Here is a 14326-nt window from a genome sequence, read left to right on the forward strand (position 1 = left end):
ATATGAGAGCTTTTGTCGGCTGAAAAGGGGGAGTCTGGTGGCGCCCCGATTGTGGCACCGCAAGGGCCATTCAGAGCCCAAACCCCTACAGTTCACGCCCCTGCTTGGCGTTCACTCCAGGTCCAGACTGGCCTGGTTGAATACGGCGGGTAGTTTCTTGGGGGCCTTGATGCGCAACTGCTTGTTCACGTTTTCCTGGCCGAAGACCACCTCGATGTCGGCCACCGTCACGCCAAACAGCGGGGCCAGAAAGCGCACCATGTAGTCGGTGGCTTTACCGCCCTTTGGTGCAGCGGTGACGCTGATCTTGAGCTGGGTGCCCTTGGGTTTGCCGATGGCGTCCTTGGCGGCGGAGGGTTTGCCCAGCACATTGACGATGAGCACGTCGCCATCCCAGGCAAAGAAGGACTCACCAGTGGCGTTGCGGGGGCGTAGCAGGCATGGTGCCATGTTACTGCGGCACTTGTTGCTGGCTGCCAGTGCGCGGTACCATGGGCATTCCCAAAGCCCGATACCACTATGCCCGCCGCCCGACCACCCACCACGCCCCATCCGTATCCCTCGCGCTACTGGGCAGACTGCAGCACGCGTGACTTCGCGCAGGCACGCGCTGCCGGCCTGCTGGAGCAGACCATTGCCGTGTTGCCGGTGGCCGCCACTGAGCAGCATGGGCCGCATCTGCCGCTGCGGGTGGACAGTGCCTTGGTGGATGGCGTGGTGAGTGCCGCCTTGGCACACCTCGATGCGGCTGTGCCAGCCCTGTTTTTGCCCACCCAGGCTATTGGGCTGAGCCCCGAGCACGCGCGATTTGCCGGCACGCTCACGCTCAAGGCTGAAACCGTGATTCGCCTGTGGACCGACATTGGCGAGAGCGTCGCCGCCAGCGGTGTGAAGAAGCTGGTGCTATTCAACTCCCACGGTGGCCAGGTCGGGGTGATGGATATCGTGGCGCGCGACCTGCGCGCACGCTTGGGGATGTTGGTCTACAGCGTGAACTGGTTTGGCCTGCCCCTGCTGGGCCCGCAAGGCGAGGATGTGAATGCTCTGTTTAGCGCGCATGAACACCGCTTTGGCATCCACGCCGGTGAAATGGAAACCTCCATGATGCTGGCGCTGGCACCACACTTGGTGGACATGGAGCAGGCACGCAACTTTGCATCCACTTCTGAAGACCGGGCCAACCGCTTTGAGATTCTGGGCAATGGCAAGAGCGCCAAGCTGGGCTGGCAGATGCAGGACTACAACCCGGCGGGTGCCGTTGGCAATGCGCTGGGTGCGTCAATCGACAAGGGGCATGCGGTGGTCGATGCCGCAGCACGCGCACTGGCGCGCCTGCTGAGCGAGGTGCACCAGTTGCCACTGAGTACGCTCAGCGACTCCCACAGCGACTCCATTCCCTAGTGCTCCGTTAGTCGCTGGTGCAGGCCTGCAGGCCGTTTTGTCCCCGGCGCCAGCACGGGCTGGTGGTTGTGCGGTCGCGGCTGGGAATGCCATCCATATCGATGCTGGCCATGTGGGTGCGAAGCGCTTGCACACCGGTCTTGTCGATCTCCAGCTCCAGCACCCAACCCCGGCGCTGGTTGGCGTTGTCGGTCTCTTTCATCACAAAGTTGCCCACGCTGTAAACAATGGGTTTGCCGTCGTAGTTCTCGATGTCTTGCGTGACGTGCGGGTGGCCTCCGATCACCGCGTCGGCTCCGGCGTCCAGCATAAGGCGGGCCAGTTGCCGCTGCCGGGTGTTGGCTGTGGGCTCGTTTTCCCAGCCCCAGTGCATAACCGGGATCACGATGTCGGCCCGGTATACAGTGCGGGCCTTGTGGATGTCGCTGCGCACCTGTTCGTCTTCGCTCCAGGCCACGCCGGGCGCGTCAAAGTCGGCCTCAAAGCTGCGCGGCATGAATTCGCTGTAACCCAGCAAGGCAATGCGCAGACCCTTGCGCTCCAGAATCAGCGGGGTGTGTGCCTGCGCCAGGTTGTGGCCGCCACCAAATTCCCCCAGATTGGCCTGCTTTAGCAAGTTCAGCATTTCGGAAAAGGCCTCGCGTCCATAGTCACCGGAATGGTTGTTGGCCAGGGCTACGGCATCGAAATGGTGTTTGAGCACCGCGAGGACGCGTGGGTGGGCGCGAAAGGTGTAATTTTTGTCAGCCGGTGTACCCGTGGTGGCCACCACGCATTCCAGATTAGCCAGGCGAATATCGGCACCGGCGAACAGCGAGGCAAAGTCGGCAAACGGGTCGCCACCCCGGGTGATGGCGGTACCGGCGTGGTCGTCCAGCACCACGTCGCCGGCAAACAGCAGGCGCACGCTTTTGTGGGTTGCCGAGCCGTCGGCACCGTGCGCGTTTAAGCCACAGGCCAACACCAGCGCGACAGCGGTTTGCAGTATGCGGCGCATCATGGCGCCACACCTTCGAGCGTGCAGTGGTAGATCAGCTCGCGCTCTACCTCACCGGCATAGATGTGTTGTTCGCCTGTTAGCAAATAGGGCGTGACGCCGCTGTGGTAGGGCGGCAAGTATTTGGCCTCCTGCACCAGAATTGGTTGGTGGCGGGTGTCCAGGTAGGCGTACAGCGCAATGGATTCGATGTGCTCCCCGCGACCCACCATCACCGCCTTGAAGTGGAAGCGCCCGCCAATGTCCACCGAAGGTACCGAGTAGGGGTCGTCCACCATGCGGGCTTGCACCTGTTGTGTGGCGCCGGCGTAAGTCACCTCGCAGCGCAGCAGGGGTGCGGCAAGAGCGCCTTGCTGCAGTGCCACAGCGCCCAGGGTGCACACGAACCGACAGGTGGTGCCAGGCTTCATGCTTGCGGGTTCAGGAGTAGGTGATCCATGGCGCATATTCTGCACCGTCCAGATGGGGAAGCGTATTAAAGGTCTGCAACGTGTGGCGTTTGGAATTGAAAACGAACTCGGTGATCGAGCTGTTGCGGATACGCATGTTCAGCGCAATGGTGGTTTCCGGTGCGGTACCCAGCACGTGCCCCACGGCGGTGGCAATGGGGCCACCGCTGCTGACGATGAGTACGTTGCCCGTGGTTTCCTTGCGAACATGGTCCAGTGCGCTGGTGACACCCTGCACAAACTCGTTGTAGCTGGACATGCCGGCCGGGGAGACCACGCCGTTCATCCACTGGGTAAGGCCATCGCGCAGCAGGCGAAAGTGTTGCTTGTACAACGCGGGCGTATTGGTGGGTGGCAGGGGTTCGGGGTGGATAGCGGCAATCACCGCATCGCCGTTGAATTCGTTCAGGCCTGGCCATTGCAGGGCTTTGTTATCCAATCCTGCGCCCTTGGCAATGCCGGCCCAGGTCTGGACTTGGCGCTTCAGGGTGCCGGTGAGCACGGCATCAAAATGAATTTGACGTGCTGCCAGGTACTCGCCCAGACGCACGCTTTGGCGTTGCCCCAGCGCGCTGAGGTTGTCATAGTCGGCAGCGCCAAAAGACGCCTGCCCGTGTCGCTCCCAATAGAGATTTCCCATGCAAGGAATCTACGGCAAGCAGGGTGTGCGCGATGTCGTGGTTGCGACAGCGCGGTCAAATTGGGTGCAGCGGCGGCGTGGGTGTTGCAGCGACAATGAAGCCATGATTGCGGCGTATGACCTTCTGGCCCTGGCGGCGGCGGCCTGTTGGGCCACTTCGAGCTTGCTGGCCGTTACACCAGTACGCCATTTGGGAGCCATTGCGTTCACCCGCTGGCGCATGTCGCTGGTGGCTTGCATGCTGTGGGGCGTGGTCGCTGCTTTGGGGTCGTGGCGCAGCCTTTCCTGGGACGCGACCATGACGCTGGCCGTCAGCGGTATCGTCGGCATCTTCATCGGAGACACCGCCCTGTATGGTGCCGTGCAGCGCCTGGGGCCGCGCCGTGCCAGCGTGTTGTTTTCCACCCATGCAGCCTTCAGCGCCGCCTTGGGTTTTGCCATGCTGGGTGAGCGCATGGGTTTGCAGGCGGCACTGGGTGGCGCCTTGACCATTGCCGGGGTGATGTGCGCCATTGCACTGGGGCGTCGCAAGGATGACCAACACGCCTGGGAGGCTAATCATGGCTCGCTGCGCTGGGGTGTGGCACTGGGGCTGGTGGCGGCACTGGGGCAAGCGGTAAGCACGCTGATTGCCAAGCCGGTGATGTCAAACCAGGCGGTTGGCGCGGTGGTGGACCCGATTGCAGCGTCTGCGGTGCGCGTTTCGGTGGCCTGCGCGGCGCACTACCTGTTGCTGTGGGGCGGATTGCGTGCGGCCCGCGCCCACCGGCATCCCACGGCTGGCGTGCTGGCGCAAACGGCGCTTAACGGTTTTATTGGTATGGGCCTGGGGATGACATTCATTTTGATGGCGCTGAACAAGGGCGACGTGGGCATGGTCGCCATCCTGTCATCGGTGTCACCCGTTCTGGTGCTGCCGCTGTTGTGGTGGCACCTGGGCCGCGCACCAGCCTGGGGGGCTTGGTTAGGCGCTGGTTTGACGGTGTGCGGAACGACGCTGATCTTGCTGCGCTGACCGGGTTCTAGCTGGACAGGTCGTGATGGTCTTGAAGCCCCAGGCTTTGAAGAAAATCGCCCACCAGCCCTCGTCATTATTACGTATATCGCTATTGTTTTTGTAGTACTTCTGCAAACATCGCACTGTCCACATTGCCACCGCTCAAGGAAATACCCACGCTCTGGCCTCGCAACGTCGCACGTTCCTGCCACGCAGCGGCATAGGCGGCAGCGCCGGCGCCTTCGGCTACGTTGTGGGTGCAGGCAAAAATATCGCGCATAGCCTGGGCTACCTCGGCGTCGGTCACTTTGACGATGTGGTCGATCTGCCCCTGCAAAATCGCAAGGGCCTCGGGGTCGGCCACGCGGCAGGCCATGCCGTCGGCCAGCAGCGTGGTCACCGGGGCTTCCACCACGTGGCCGGCGGCCAGCGAGTCGGCGTAGGTCGTGGCGTGGGCGCTGACCACACCAACGATGCGGGCGCGGTGGCCCAATGCCAGCTTGGCGGCTATGGCCGAGCAGGCGCCCGAACCCTGGCCAATGGGCACGTACACCACGTCCAGATCGGGCACTGCCTTGAACAACTCCCACCAGTAGGTGGCCACGCCGCGCAGCAGGTTAATGTGAAAGCTGGGCACCATGTGGGCACCACGCTCGGCGGCCAAGTCTATAGCGTGCTCGCGGCTTTCCTGAAAGTCGGCACCGTGTTCGATCAGGGTCACACCCAGGGCGCGCATGGCGGCGTTCTTCTCGGCTGAATTGCCCAGCGGGACGACGATGGTGCAGGCCACACCATGGGCTCGCGCGGCCCAGCCAATGCTCTGGCCGTGGTTGCCACGCGTGGCGCTGAATACCGCTTTGGGCAGGGTTGCGCTGCGGGCCAGTTGGTCAAAGTAGGTCAGCCCTCCGCGAATTTTGAAGGCCCCTACCGGCGTATGGTTTTCGTGTTTGACCCAGCAGGTGGCGCCCAGCTGGGCACCCAACTGCCCCCAGGCGTACTGCGGTGTGGCGGCGAATGCGCGGTATACCACTTGGGCACTTTCTTCTATGTCTTGCAAGTTGGGCAGGTTCATGGTGTGTGGATCTCAACGAGGCCTTTGGGCGTTTGCATATGTGCGCTGAGGCGCGCGGGGCCGGTGGTCACTGCAGTGGGCCCCAGCTGCAGGCCAATGGTTTGGTATGCGGCATTTAACGCGGCGGCTTGCGGGTGTTGCACCTGCAGCCGCTGCAGTGACACGCCGCTATCGGGCATGGTGTCGGTCGGGTGGGTATCGCCCCATAGGATCAGTGTGGGCAGGCAGCCATCGAACAGGCGCTGACCGTCCTGACGCACGCTGATCTGCCACCGCAACAGCCCGGTGGCAGTCTGGCGTGCGGCCTGCACCACGGTGCCTCGGTCTATGCCTTGCGTAGCCAGTGCGGCCACGGCGTCGGTTACGTCCGGCACCTTGGCGACAAAATGGATGAGCGTGGGACCGTGCTGCGCCACATGGGCGCGCAGCGCCAAGTCATCCATATCAAACCAGCGTCTCTCCCTTGTCGATATTGACGGTATAGCTATCGAGTTAATAGCAATTATCTCCAGATAGGCACCCGCGAAGCCAGGGCTGGCGATCTTCAGCAGCCGGTTGTGCGTGCCCATCAAGGGATGCTCGCCTCCAGGGCCGGGTGTGGCGCCCAGCGTAGCTTCGCACCAGGCCACACCTTGCTCCAGGCTGGTTGCCATGATGACCAGATGGTCTAGTGAGGCCACGGTGGAAAGCTCGGTTTTACAGCAGCACGCTGCCGTTGATGCAGGTCACCGCATCGCCACCCACCCAGACCTGGCCGCTGCCATCTTGGCGGATGTGCAGGCGGCCCTGCACGCCCAGGCAAGTGCCTTGCGCTGCCGTGTACTGCTGAGGCGCATGTCCCTCGGCAATCAGCCACTGCGCCAGACTGGCGTTGAAGCTGCCGGTGACCGGGTCTTCGCCAATGGCCTTGCCATGGTCAAAGAAAAAGCGCACTTCTACCGTGGGTTGCTCAGTCGTGTCTGCGATGCGGGACGCGGTTGAACCACTGCTTGAAAAGGCACGCGCTTCGCGGTTGGAGCGGCCAATGAGACCTGGAACGAGGCCGGTCGCAGGCGCATCGGCCTGCACCGTGGCCACACCCACGCCGCTGATGCCTGCAGCGCGGATAACGGTGTTGAGCGTGGCGGCATCCGGTTTCAGCCCCAGCAAGACACCATGGTCATTGATCAGCAGGCCAAAGTGCGTCGGGCCATTGTTGAGGTGCTGGCTGGCCACGATGTTGGTGCGCGGCAGGCCCAAAGCATCAGCCAGCGCCGCCACGAGCTCGAGGGCTGCGTCGCTTCGGCGCAGCGGTGGTGCGGCAAAGGCCGGGCGGCCGCTGGATTGGTTGATGTGGACAAGCCCTACCTTGCATTGCTGCACCACCAAGCCGGGCTTTTGCGGTACGCCGCCATGCTCAAGCCAGGCATGGCAACTGCCCAGGGTGGGGTGGCCAGCAAACGGCATCTCGTAGCCGGGGGTGAAGATGCGCACCTGGTAGTCCGCGCCCTGGGCTGCGGCCTCAGGGGTGGGCGGCAGCAAGAACGCGGTTTCCGACAAATTGGTCCAGCGCGCAAAGTGCTGCATGTCTTCTGTGCAGAGGCCCGAGCCGTCCAGCACCACAGCAAGCGGATTGCCGAGGTAGGCCTGGTCCGTGAAAACGTCAACTTGTTTGAAGGGGCGTTGTTGCATGGTGGTCTTTTGGAATCAGCTTAACGTGACATCCAGCACGCCACAGCTGGCCGGGCGTTGTTGCAATTGGCCAAACCAGCGTTGTACGTTGGGGAAGGCCTGTAATTCTTGGCGCGTGATGCCATAGGCGTCGAACTGCGCTGTGCGCATGCCCCACCAGCGGTGCATTTCGCAGCCCAGCGGGATGTCGGCCATGCCAAAGCTGTCGCCACCCATAAAGGCGTGGTCTTTCAGGTGCGCGTCCATCAAGGCCAGCAAGGGTTCGGTGGCTGCCACCGATTGCTGTATGGCATCGGCATTGCGCGTATCCGCCGGGGTGCGCACCAACTGGATGAAGGCCGGACCGGCGGCACGGTTGAACGTGGTTTGCTGCCAGTCCATCCAGCGCTCGGCGTCGAACCGGGCTTCCAGTTCGGTGGGGTATAAGTTGAGCGCAGCACCGTAGCGTGCGCACAGGTAGCGCACGATGGCGTTGGACTCCCACAGCGTAAAGTCGCCAATCTCCAGCAGAGGCACCAACGCGTTGGGATTCTTAAGCCGGTACTCGGCCGTGGTGGTGATGCCGAAGCCGGCGCCCGCATCGGTGCGTTGGAAGTCCAGGCCTACCTCTTGTGCGGCCCACACGGCCTTGCGCACGTTCAGCGAACTGATGCGCCCCCACAACCGCACGACATGGTGCTCTGCCATCATGCGCTGCGGTGTTCGCGGATGGCAGCGGCCAATGCCGCTACACCGGTGCGGATTTCGTCCACATTGGGCGTGACAAACGACAGGCGCATGGTGCGCGCATCGCCATGGTCGTTGTAGAAGGCAGCACCTGGCACAAAGGCCACACCCTTGTCCACGGCCACAGGCAGCAGCTCTTGGGCGTTCATGCCCTCGGGCAGGCGCGCCCACAGGAACATGCCGCCATCGGGCGTGTTCCAGGTGACATCGCTGGGCATGTCCTTGACCAGGGCCTCCAGCATAGCGTCACGCTGGGCTTTGTACAGGGCGCGGATGGTGGGGATGTGGCGGTCCAGGAAACCGCCTTTCATCACCTCGGTGATCATGCGCTGGTTGAAGCCCGGACTGTGCAGGTCCGCCGCCTGTTTGGCCTGTAGCAGCTTGGGGAAGATAGCCTTGGGCGCCACCAAAAATCCCATGCGCAGACCGGGCGCCAGCACCTTGGAGAACGAGCCCAGGTAGATGCATCCCTCGGGGTTGCGTGCGGTCAGTGGCGCGGGAGGCGCCTTGTCAAACCACAGGTCGCCGTAGGGGTTGTCTTCCACCAGGGGCAGGCGCAGTTCGGCCGCCTTGGCCACCAGCGCGGCGCGACGGGCCTCAGTCATGGTGCGCCCGGTGGGGTTCTGGAAATTGGGCAGCACGTAGAGGAAGCGCGCTTTGCTAGCGCCCTCTCCAACCTTGCTGGCCAGATCCGCAATATCTACACCTTCGTCGTCACTGCCGACGCTAAGCACTTCCGGCTCCATGGGCGTGAAGGCCTGCAGCGCGCCCAGGTAGGTGGGGGTTTCGACCAGCACGCGGCTGCCGGCGTCAATGAGGATTTTGGCGACCAGGTCCAGGCCCTGTTGTGAGCCGGTGGTGATCAGCACCTGGGCTGGGTCCACGTCCCAGGGCAGGCGGTCGGCCACCATTTGGCGCAGCGGAGCAAAGCCCTCGCTGGCGGCGTATTGCAGGGCGGCTTGCGGGTCGGTGGTCAGCACCTGGTTGCAAGCAGCGGTGAACTCGGCAATGGGAAAGGTTTTGGCAGAGGGCAGACCGCCTGCAAAACTGATGATGCCGGGCTTCTCGGTGATCTTGAGGATTTCGCGGATCACAGAGGGGTTCATGCGGGCGGCGCGGCGCGCCATGGTCCAGGGAGTGGCTGTGGGGAGGTCGTTGGGTTTCATGGTCAAAAGTGCCCTCGTGTGGTGGTGAGTCGGGAGTGTCGTTGATGAATAGAAAATTGGCTACTTCACCGGCATTTTTTTGCCAATAAAGACGGTTGCAATCACCGCCAGGCCAAAGCCCATGGTGACGGCGTCGAGCCGCTCGCCCAGCAGCGGGACGGCAAACAGCATGCTCAAAAAGGGTTGTACCAGTTGCACCTGGCTCACGCGCACGGTGCCACCCAATGCCATACCACGGTACCAGGCAAAAAAACCTAGCCACATGGAGAACACCGCCAGGTAGGCAAACCCCAGCCAGGCGCTGGTGTGCAGGCTGGCCTGTGGCCAGGTTAGAAGTGCTGCGGGAACCGTGATGGGCAGGGATATTATTAAGGCCCAGCAAATTACGTGTTCCGGCTGCATGTGTTGCGACAGGCGCGCACCATACCCGTAACCTACTGCCGCGCACAGCATGGCGGCCAGCAAGAGCAAGTCGGCCAAATCCAGGCCGCCGTGGGAACCATCGGCATGGGGGGAGGCGCGCAACAACGCAAACGCCACCACCAGCGCACTGCCCAACACGGCACACAGCCAAAACCCCATGGACGGGCGCTGGCGATGCAGCAGGGCACCCACCGCAGCGGTGGCCAGTGGCAGCACGCCCACAATCACGCTGGCATGCACAGCTTCCACATAACGCATGGCCACTGAGGTAAATAACGGAAATCCAAAAACCACGCCGGCTGCGGTAATGGCCAGTGGCAGCCAGTCGGGGCGTTGAGGCCACGGGGCTCGGGTGGCGACCAGTAACCCAGCAGACAACACGCCGGCCACCACGGCCCGGCCATAGGCAATGAAGAAGCCCGACATTTGCGGCGCAGCCGCTGTGCCCACTGCCAGGCGGGTCATGGGTAAGGTCACAGAAAAAATGACAATGCCCAAAAGACCCAGCCACAGCCCCTTGGTGATTGAATGGGTGTTGGTGCTTGTTGTCATAGAACCAGCATCCACAGCGCGGTGACCAGCAGCACCACAGCCATTCCACGGTTGAACCAGACCAGGCGTTGGCCGTCGCCGTTGGGGCCAGTCAGCCAGGTCCGCAGCGCCGAGCCCACCAGTGCGTAGCAGCAGTTGCTGGCAAAGGCGAAGCCCAGCAGGATGGGGAGCACCAGGACCAGACGCTGGGTTGCGTCGGCGCGCCCGGCAATCCAGCCACCCACAATGGCCAAGGCCAGCATCCAGGCTTTGATGTTGACAAATTGCAGCGTCACACCCTGCCAGAAGCCAACGTGCAGCAACTCCGCATTGGCCTCACCCAACTGGCGTGCGCGGGTCAACTTGCTGGCCAGCCACAACAGGTAAGCTACGCCGCCGATCCGCACGGCCCAGCCCAGCCAAGGCAGCGCCAGCACCAAGGCACCCAGTCCCAAAGCGCACACCAGCAGCAGAGCGCCCCAGCCAACTGGCACTGCGCAGACGAACGGCAGCGCATGGCGAAAGCCCTGGTTTGCGGCCAATGCGGTTGCGAGAGTCGTGTTAGGGCCCGGCGTGAAGCTCATAGCCGTTGCCAGCACCAGTAACGCGGATAACTCTTGCCAGTTCATGGTTCGCACTTTATAGTTGAAGCCAGCACAGATGCAGTACAGTTTAGCGGTCAAAAAGTTTATCTGTATTGCTGTCTTGGGCAACACAGCCAGGAGCCACCATGTTGATGAGAGCCGCGTCACAAACGCTCACCGAGCAGCTCTACACCCGCTTTGCCGAGCGCATCCGTACCCGGCTGCTGGCGCCGGGGGCGCGTCTGCCGTCGGTACGCCAGTGTGCGCAGCAGCAGGGTGTGAGCCCGTCCACCGTGGTGGCGGCGTATGACCAGTTGCTGGCCCACGGGCTGGTGGAGGCCCGTAAGAACCGGGGTTTCTATGTACGAGAAATGGCTCTAGCCCTCGTCAAACCTACACAGCAAGCTATAAATTCAATAGCACAAGAGCCAGCACATGCTGGCTTTGGAGCGCAGCATGTGCCCATCAACGCCACCGCCTTGATTCGCGGTATGTTCCACCGTGTTTCGGATTTACCCCAACCTGGTCTTGGCGTATTTCCGCCGGACTGGCTGGAAACCAGCTTCATGGCAGCGGCGGTGCGCAAGGTCACCAATAGCTGGGCGTTGCAGTCGTTGTCACTGCAATACGGTGACCCGGCGGGTGACGCCAGTCTGCGCCAGGCCCTGTCGCACAAGCTGGCGGCCTACAACGTGCACGCGACCCCTGCGCAAATCGTAACCACGGTGGGCGCTACCCATGCGCTGGACATTGTGAGCCGCACCTTGCTGCGCGCTGGTGACTACGTGATGGTAGAAGAGCCCGGCTGGGCCATTGAGTTCGCCCGTCTGACTGCCCTGGGGATGCGCATACTGCCGGTGCCGCGCCGCGCAGATGGGCCCGACCTGGATGTAATGGCCCGTTACTGCGGGTTGCATGCCCCCAAGCTGTTTGTTAGCGTGAGTGTGTTCCACAACCCCACTGGGTACTGCCTGTCGCCGGGCAGCGCGCACCGCGTGCTGCAACTGGCCAACGCGCACAACTTCCACATTGTTGAAGACGACACCTACAGCCACATTGCGCCCGACCACGCCACACGCCTGTGTGCGCTGGACGGCCTGCAGCGCACCATTTACGTGGGGGGGTTTTCCAAGATTTTGGCGCCGGGCTGGCGTGTCGGTTTTCTGGCAGCGCCGCCCGCTTTGGTGGAAGCCTTCATCGATACCAAGTTGCTGGCCACACTCACCACACCTGCCTTATTGGAGAAAGCGCTGGCCGGTTGCATTGAGCAGGGCCAGCTGCGCCGCCACGCCGAGCGTATCCGCACCCGGCTGGACCAGGCCCGTGGGCGCTGTGTGCAGCTGGCGCTGGCCCACGGCTGCAGTTTTGCCACACCCCCGGCGGGCCTGTTTGGCTGGGTAGAGACGGGTGTAGATACCGATGCGCTGGCCCAGCGCATGCTTGACGTTGGTTACCTGTTGGCGCCGGGTGCCCTGTTCCATGCGGAACGCCAACCCAGCACGCTGATGCGCATCAACTTCGCCACCACCCAGGATGCCAAGTTTTGGGAAACGTTTGAGCGCATTAGGGCTGAAAGATGTCCCCAATTTTGTGTAAACGGGGAGGTCGGTTTCAGCCCCTCTGGCATTGGACCTTAATTATCAGAGGCCTTACACAAGAAGTTGCAACGAATGAAATGTTTGGGCAATGGGCTTCAGTTGGCCTCCTTCATTTGCGATTTTTCCGCGTATATTCGACCGATCCCATAATTCTGGAGAGCATGTTCGATGAAAGCGGTCATTCTTGCCGGTGGGTTGGGTACCCGTATCTCTGAGGAAACCCACCTCAAGCCCAAGCCCATGATAGAAATCGGCGGCAAGCCCATTTTGTGGCACATCATGAAGAGCTACTCAGCCCATGGTGTGAATGATTTTGTGATTTGCTGCGGCTACAAGGGCTACCTGATCAAAGAGTACTTTGCCAACTACTTTCTGCATATGTCCGACGTCACGTTTGACATGGCCAACAACCAGATGCAAGTGCACGAGCGCCATGCCGAGCCTTGGCGTGTCACACTGGTGGACACAGGGGAAGACACCATGACGGGTGGTCGGCTCAAACGTGTGGCGCCTTATGTTCAGGACGAGACAGCGTTCTGCTTTACCTACGGAGATGGTGTGGCCGATGTCGATATCAGCGCCCAGATTCAGTTCCATAGAACGCACGGCAAGCTGGCCACGGTGACGGCCGTGCTGCCGCCGGGCCGCTATGGGGCCTTGCAACTCACGGGTTCAGCAGTGCGCGGTTTTAGCGAAAAGCCGCACGGTGAGGGTGGTTTGATCAACGGCGGATTTTTTGTGTTGTCGCCCCAAGTGTTGTCACTGATTGACGGGGACAGCACCCCATGGGAGTCCACTCCCTTGCAATCCCTGGCGAGCCAGAATCAGCTGATGGCGTTTGAGCACCAGGGTTTTTGGCAACCGATGGACACACTACGTGAAAAGAATCTGCTGGAAGAGTTGTGGCAGTCTGGCAATGCGCCCTGGAAAGTGTGGTGATGCAACCAAATGCGTCTTTTTGGCAAGGCAAGCGCGTCTTGCTGACAGGGCACACCGGGTTTAAAGGTGCATGGTTGGCATTGTGGTTGCAGTGTCTGGGGGCCGATGTCACCGGGATAGCACTTGCACCTCCGACCACACCCAATTTGTTTGAACTGGCGAAGCTCGCGTCCACAATGCGTAGCCACGTATGTGATATCCGAGATGCCCAAGCGCTGGCAGCGCTGGCGCGCCATGTCCAGCCAGATATTGTGCTGCACCTGGCTGCCCAAGCACTCGTGCGTGCTAGCTATCTTGATCCCCTGCGGACTTATTCTACGAACATTATGGGCACGGCGCACGTGCTGGATGCCCTGCGGGGGCTCGATAGCACGCGGGTTGCGGTTATGGTCACGACCGACAAGGTTTACCGCAATTTGGAGCATCCGTATCCCTACCGGGAAGACGACATGCTGGGGGGGCATGACCCCTACAGTGCCAGCAAAGCAGCCAGCGAGCTGGTCATTACCAGCTACCGCGATGCCTTTTTGTCCCAGCAGGGCCTGGCCGTGGCCAGCGCCCGAGCAGGCAACGTGATCGGTGGCGGAGATTGGGCGCAAGACCGGCTCATCCCCGACTGCATACGCGCGTGGCAGTCTGGGCAAACCCTGGTCATCCGACGACCCGACGCCATTCGCCCTTGGCAACATGTGCTGGAACCACTAGCAGGCTATTTACGCCTGGCTGAAGCACTGTGGCAACAACCCGCTTTGGCGGGTGCCTACAACCTGGGCCCACCCACCGATGAAGCGGCTACCGTAAAAGCAGTGGTAGAACTCGCCCGTAGCCCTCGTGAAACATACGCAGTAAGCTATGAAATCGATAGTAATTCACCACATGAAGCGGGCTGGCTGGCACTGGAAACCGCCAAGGCGCGTACCCAGTTGGGGATTCATCCGCGCTGGACGCTGACCGAAGCGGTGCAGCGCACCATGGCGTGGTACGAGGCGCAACATGCAGGCGCAGATGCCCGCGCGCTGTGTGAAGCCGATATCGCCGCCTATGAGGGGCCGCCATGAGTCGGTTCACCTTCACGCCTCTTCCGCTGACGGGTCTGCACCTGGTCCAGCGCCAGCGGCTAAGCGATAGTCGC

At 61.9% G+C, this 14326-nt stretch carries 16 protein-coding genes; 5 read left to right on the forward strand and 11 right to left on the reverse strand.

The window, feature by feature from the left end; genetic code table 11:
* Positions 1-111 precede the first annotated feature (111 nt).
* Entirely contained in the window at positions 112-450 is a 339-nt protein-coding gene (locus IPI80_RS18595; protein ID WP_413862590.1) for a DUF167 domain-containing protein, read from the reverse strand.
* Between the two features lie 69 nt (positions 451-519).
* Between IPI80_RS18595 and IPI80_RS18600 the strand changes: the two genes are divergently transcribed.
* Positions 520-1401 carry a creatininase family protein gene (locus IPI80_RS18600; protein ID WP_413862591.1) on the forward strand — a complete coding sequence of 294 codons (882 nt, stop codon included), beginning with the start codon at positions 520-522 and terminating at the stop codon, positions 1399-1401.
* Between the two features lie 7 nt (positions 1402-1408).
* Here the strand turns inward: IPI80_RS18600 and IPI80_RS18605 are convergent, their stop codons facing one another.
* Genes IPI80_RS18605 through IPI80_RS18615 form a run of 3 tightly spaced genes read right to left on the reverse strand, consistent with a single transcriptional unit; the run spans position 1409 to position 3487 of the window.
* Positions 1409-2398 (reverse strand): CapA family protein, encoded by a 990-nt coding sequence (locus IPI80_RS18605; RefSeq protein WP_413862631.1) that lies wholly within the window; start codon positions 2396-2398, stop codon positions 1409-1411.
* The gene (locus tag IPI80_RS18610; protein WP_413862592.1) at positions 2398-2808 is read right to left on the reverse strand and encodes a hypothetical protein; all 411 of its coding nucleotides are present in this window, start codon (positions 2806-2808) and stop codon (positions 2398-2400) included. Before IPI80_RS18610 ends, IPI80_RS18605 begins: the two co-directional genes overlap by 1 nt.
* Before the next feature lie 10 nt (positions 2809-2818).
* On the reverse strand, positions 2819-3487 hold the full coding sequence (locus IPI80_RS18615; RefSeq protein WP_413862593.1) for a histidine phosphatase family protein: 669 nt from the start codon (positions 3485-3487) through the stop codon (positions 2819-2821).
* Between IPI80_RS18615 and IPI80_RS18620 the strand changes: the two genes are divergently transcribed.
* Positions 3486-4502 carry a DMT family transporter gene (locus IPI80_RS18620; protein WP_413862594.1) on the forward strand — a complete coding sequence of 339 codons (1017 nt, stop codon included), beginning with the start codon at positions 3486-3488 and terminating at the stop codon, positions 4500-4502. The two genes, IPI80_RS18615 and IPI80_RS18620, sit on opposite strands and share 2 nt — an antisense overlap.
* A gap of 91 nt (positions 4503-4593) precedes the next feature.
* Here IPI80_RS18620 and IPI80_RS18625 read toward each other — a convergent pair whose 3' ends face one another.
* The 7 genes from IPI80_RS18625 to IPI80_RS18655 are packed head-to-tail and all read right to left on the reverse strand — an operon-like array spanning position 4594 to position 10702.
* Positions 4594-5556 carry a threonine dehydratase gene (locus IPI80_RS18625; protein ID WP_413862595.1) on the reverse strand — a complete coding sequence of 321 codons (963 nt, stop codon included), beginning with the start codon at positions 5554-5556 and terminating at the stop codon, positions 4594-4596.
* On the reverse strand, positions 5553-6236 hold the full coding sequence (locus IPI80_RS18630; RefSeq protein ID WP_413862596.1) for a VOC family protein: 684 nt from the start codon (positions 6234-6236) through the stop codon (positions 5553-5555). Before IPI80_RS18630 ends, IPI80_RS18625 begins: the two co-directional genes overlap by 4 nt.
* Before the next feature lie 16 nt (positions 6237-6252).
* Positions 6253-7227 carry a PhzF family phenazine biosynthesis protein gene (locus IPI80_RS18635; RefSeq protein WP_413862597.1) on the reverse strand — a complete coding sequence of 325 codons (975 nt, stop codon included), beginning with the start codon at positions 7225-7227 and terminating at the stop codon, positions 6253-6255.
* Between the two features lie 15 nt (positions 7228-7242).
* Positions 7243-7914, reverse strand: coding sequence for a glutathione S-transferase family protein (locus IPI80_RS18640; protein WP_413862598.1), 672 nt, complete (start codon positions 7912-7914; stop codon positions 7243-7245).
* Positions 7914-9119: a PLP-dependent aminotransferase family protein gene (locus IPI80_RS18645; RefSeq protein WP_413862599.1), complete on the reverse strand. Its 1206-nt coding sequence runs from the start codon at positions 9117-9119 to the stop codon at positions 7914-7916. Before IPI80_RS18645 ends, IPI80_RS18640 begins: the two co-directional genes overlap by 1 nt.
* Before the next feature lie 60 nt (positions 9120-9179).
* On the reverse strand, positions 9180-10094 hold the full coding sequence (locus tag IPI80_RS18650; RefSeq protein ID WP_413862600.1) for a DMT family transporter: 915 nt from the start codon (positions 10092-10094) through the stop codon (positions 9180-9182).
* Positions 10091-10702 (reverse strand): LysE family translocator, encoded by a 612-nt coding sequence (locus IPI80_RS18655; RefSeq protein WP_413862601.1) that lies wholly within the window; start codon positions 10700-10702, stop codon positions 10091-10093. The genes IPI80_RS18650 and IPI80_RS18655 overlap by 4 nt, the downstream gene beginning before the upstream one ends.
* Positions 10703-10803: 101 nt before the next feature.
* On the opposite strand from IPI80_RS18655, the gene IPI80_RS18660 reads away from it, so the two are divergent.
* The 3 genes from IPI80_RS18660 to rfbG all read left to right on the forward strand — a co-directional run bounded on the left by IPI80_RS18660 (position 10804) and on the right by rfbG (position 14252).
* Positions 10804-12294 (forward strand): PLP-dependent aminotransferase family protein, encoded by a 1491-nt coding sequence (locus IPI80_RS18660; RefSeq protein ID WP_413862602.1) that lies wholly within the window; start codon positions 10804-10806, stop codon positions 12292-12294.
* Between the two features lie 129 nt (positions 12295-12423).
* Positions 12424-13194, forward strand: a complete 771-nt coding sequence (gene rfbF / locus IPI80_RS18665) for a glucose-1-phosphate cytidylyltransferase (RefSeq protein WP_413862603.1) — start codon at positions 12424-12426, stop codon at positions 13192-13194.
* Positions 13194-14252, forward strand: coding sequence for a CDP-glucose 4,6-dehydratase (gene rfbG / locus IPI80_RS18670; protein WP_413862632.1), 1059 nt, complete (start codon positions 13194-13196; stop codon positions 14250-14252). The genes rfbF and rfbG overlap by 1 nt, the downstream gene beginning before the upstream one ends.
* Positions 14253-14326 lie beyond the last annotated feature (74 nt).

The organism is Candidatus Aalborgicola defluviihabitans (assembly GCF_016705985.1).
Classification (GTDB): domain Bacteria; phylum Pseudomonadota; class Gammaproteobacteria; order Burkholderiales; family Burkholderiaceae_C; genus Allorhodoferax; species Allorhodoferax defluviihabitans.

Coding starts and splice junctions, on each gene's coding strand:
- IPI80_RS18610 (WP_413862592.1), bottom strand. CDS start 2,808: ATGAAGCCTGGCACCACCTGTCGGTTCGTGTGCACCCTGGGCGCTGTG.
- IPI80_RS18655 (WP_413862601.1), bottom strand. CDS start 10,702: ATGAACTGGCAAGAGTTATCCGCGTTACTGGTGCTGGCAACGGCTATG.
- IPI80_RS18660 (WP_413862602.1), top strand. CDS start 10,804: ATGTTGATGAGAGCCGCGTCACAAACGCTCACCGAGCAGCTCTACACC.
- IPI80_RS18620 (WP_413862594.1), top strand. CDS start 3,486: ATGCAAGGAATCTACGGCAAGCAGGGTGTGCGCGATGTCGTGGTTGCG.
- IPI80_RS18600 (WP_413862591.1), top strand. CDS start 520: ATGCCCGCCGCCCGACCACCCACCACGCCCCATCCGTATCCCTCGCGC.
- IPI80_RS18640 (WP_413862598.1), bottom strand. CDS start 7,914: ATGGCAGAGCACCATGTCGTGCGGTTGTGGGGGCGCATCAGTTCGCTG.
- IPI80_RS18645 (WP_413862599.1), bottom strand. CDS start 9,119: ATGAAACCCAACGACCTCCCCACAGCCACTCCCTGGACCATGGCGCGC.
- IPI80_RS18635 (WP_413862597.1), bottom strand. CDS start 7,227: ATGCAACAACGCCCCTTCAAACAAGTTGACGTTTTCACGGACCAGGCC.
- IPI80_RS18605 (WP_413862631.1), bottom strand. CDS start 2,398: ATGCGCCGCATACTGCAAACCGCTGTCGCGCTGGTGTTGGCCTGTGGC.
- IPI80_RS18615 (WP_413862593.1), bottom strand. CDS start 3,487: ATGGGAAATCTCTATTGGGAGCGACACGGGCAGGCGTCTTTTGGCGCT.
- IPI80_RS18595 (WP_413862590.1), bottom strand. CDS start 450: ATGGCACCATGCCTGCTACGCCCCCGCAACGCCACTGGTGAGTCCTTC.
- rfbG (WP_413862632.1), top strand. CDS start 13,194: ATGCAACCAAATGCGTCTTTTTGGCAAGGCAAGCGCGTCTTGCTGACA.
- IPI80_RS18625 (WP_413862595.1), bottom strand. CDS start 5,556: ATGAACCTGCCCAACTTGCAAGACATAGAAGAAAGTGCCCAAGTGGTA.
- rfbF (WP_413862603.1), top strand. CDS start 12,424: ATGAAAGCGGTCATTCTTGCCGGTGGGTTGGGTACCCGTATCTCTGAG.
- IPI80_RS18650 (WP_413862600.1), bottom strand. CDS start 10,094: ATGACAACAAGCACCAACACCCATTCAATCACCAAGGGGCTGTGGCTG.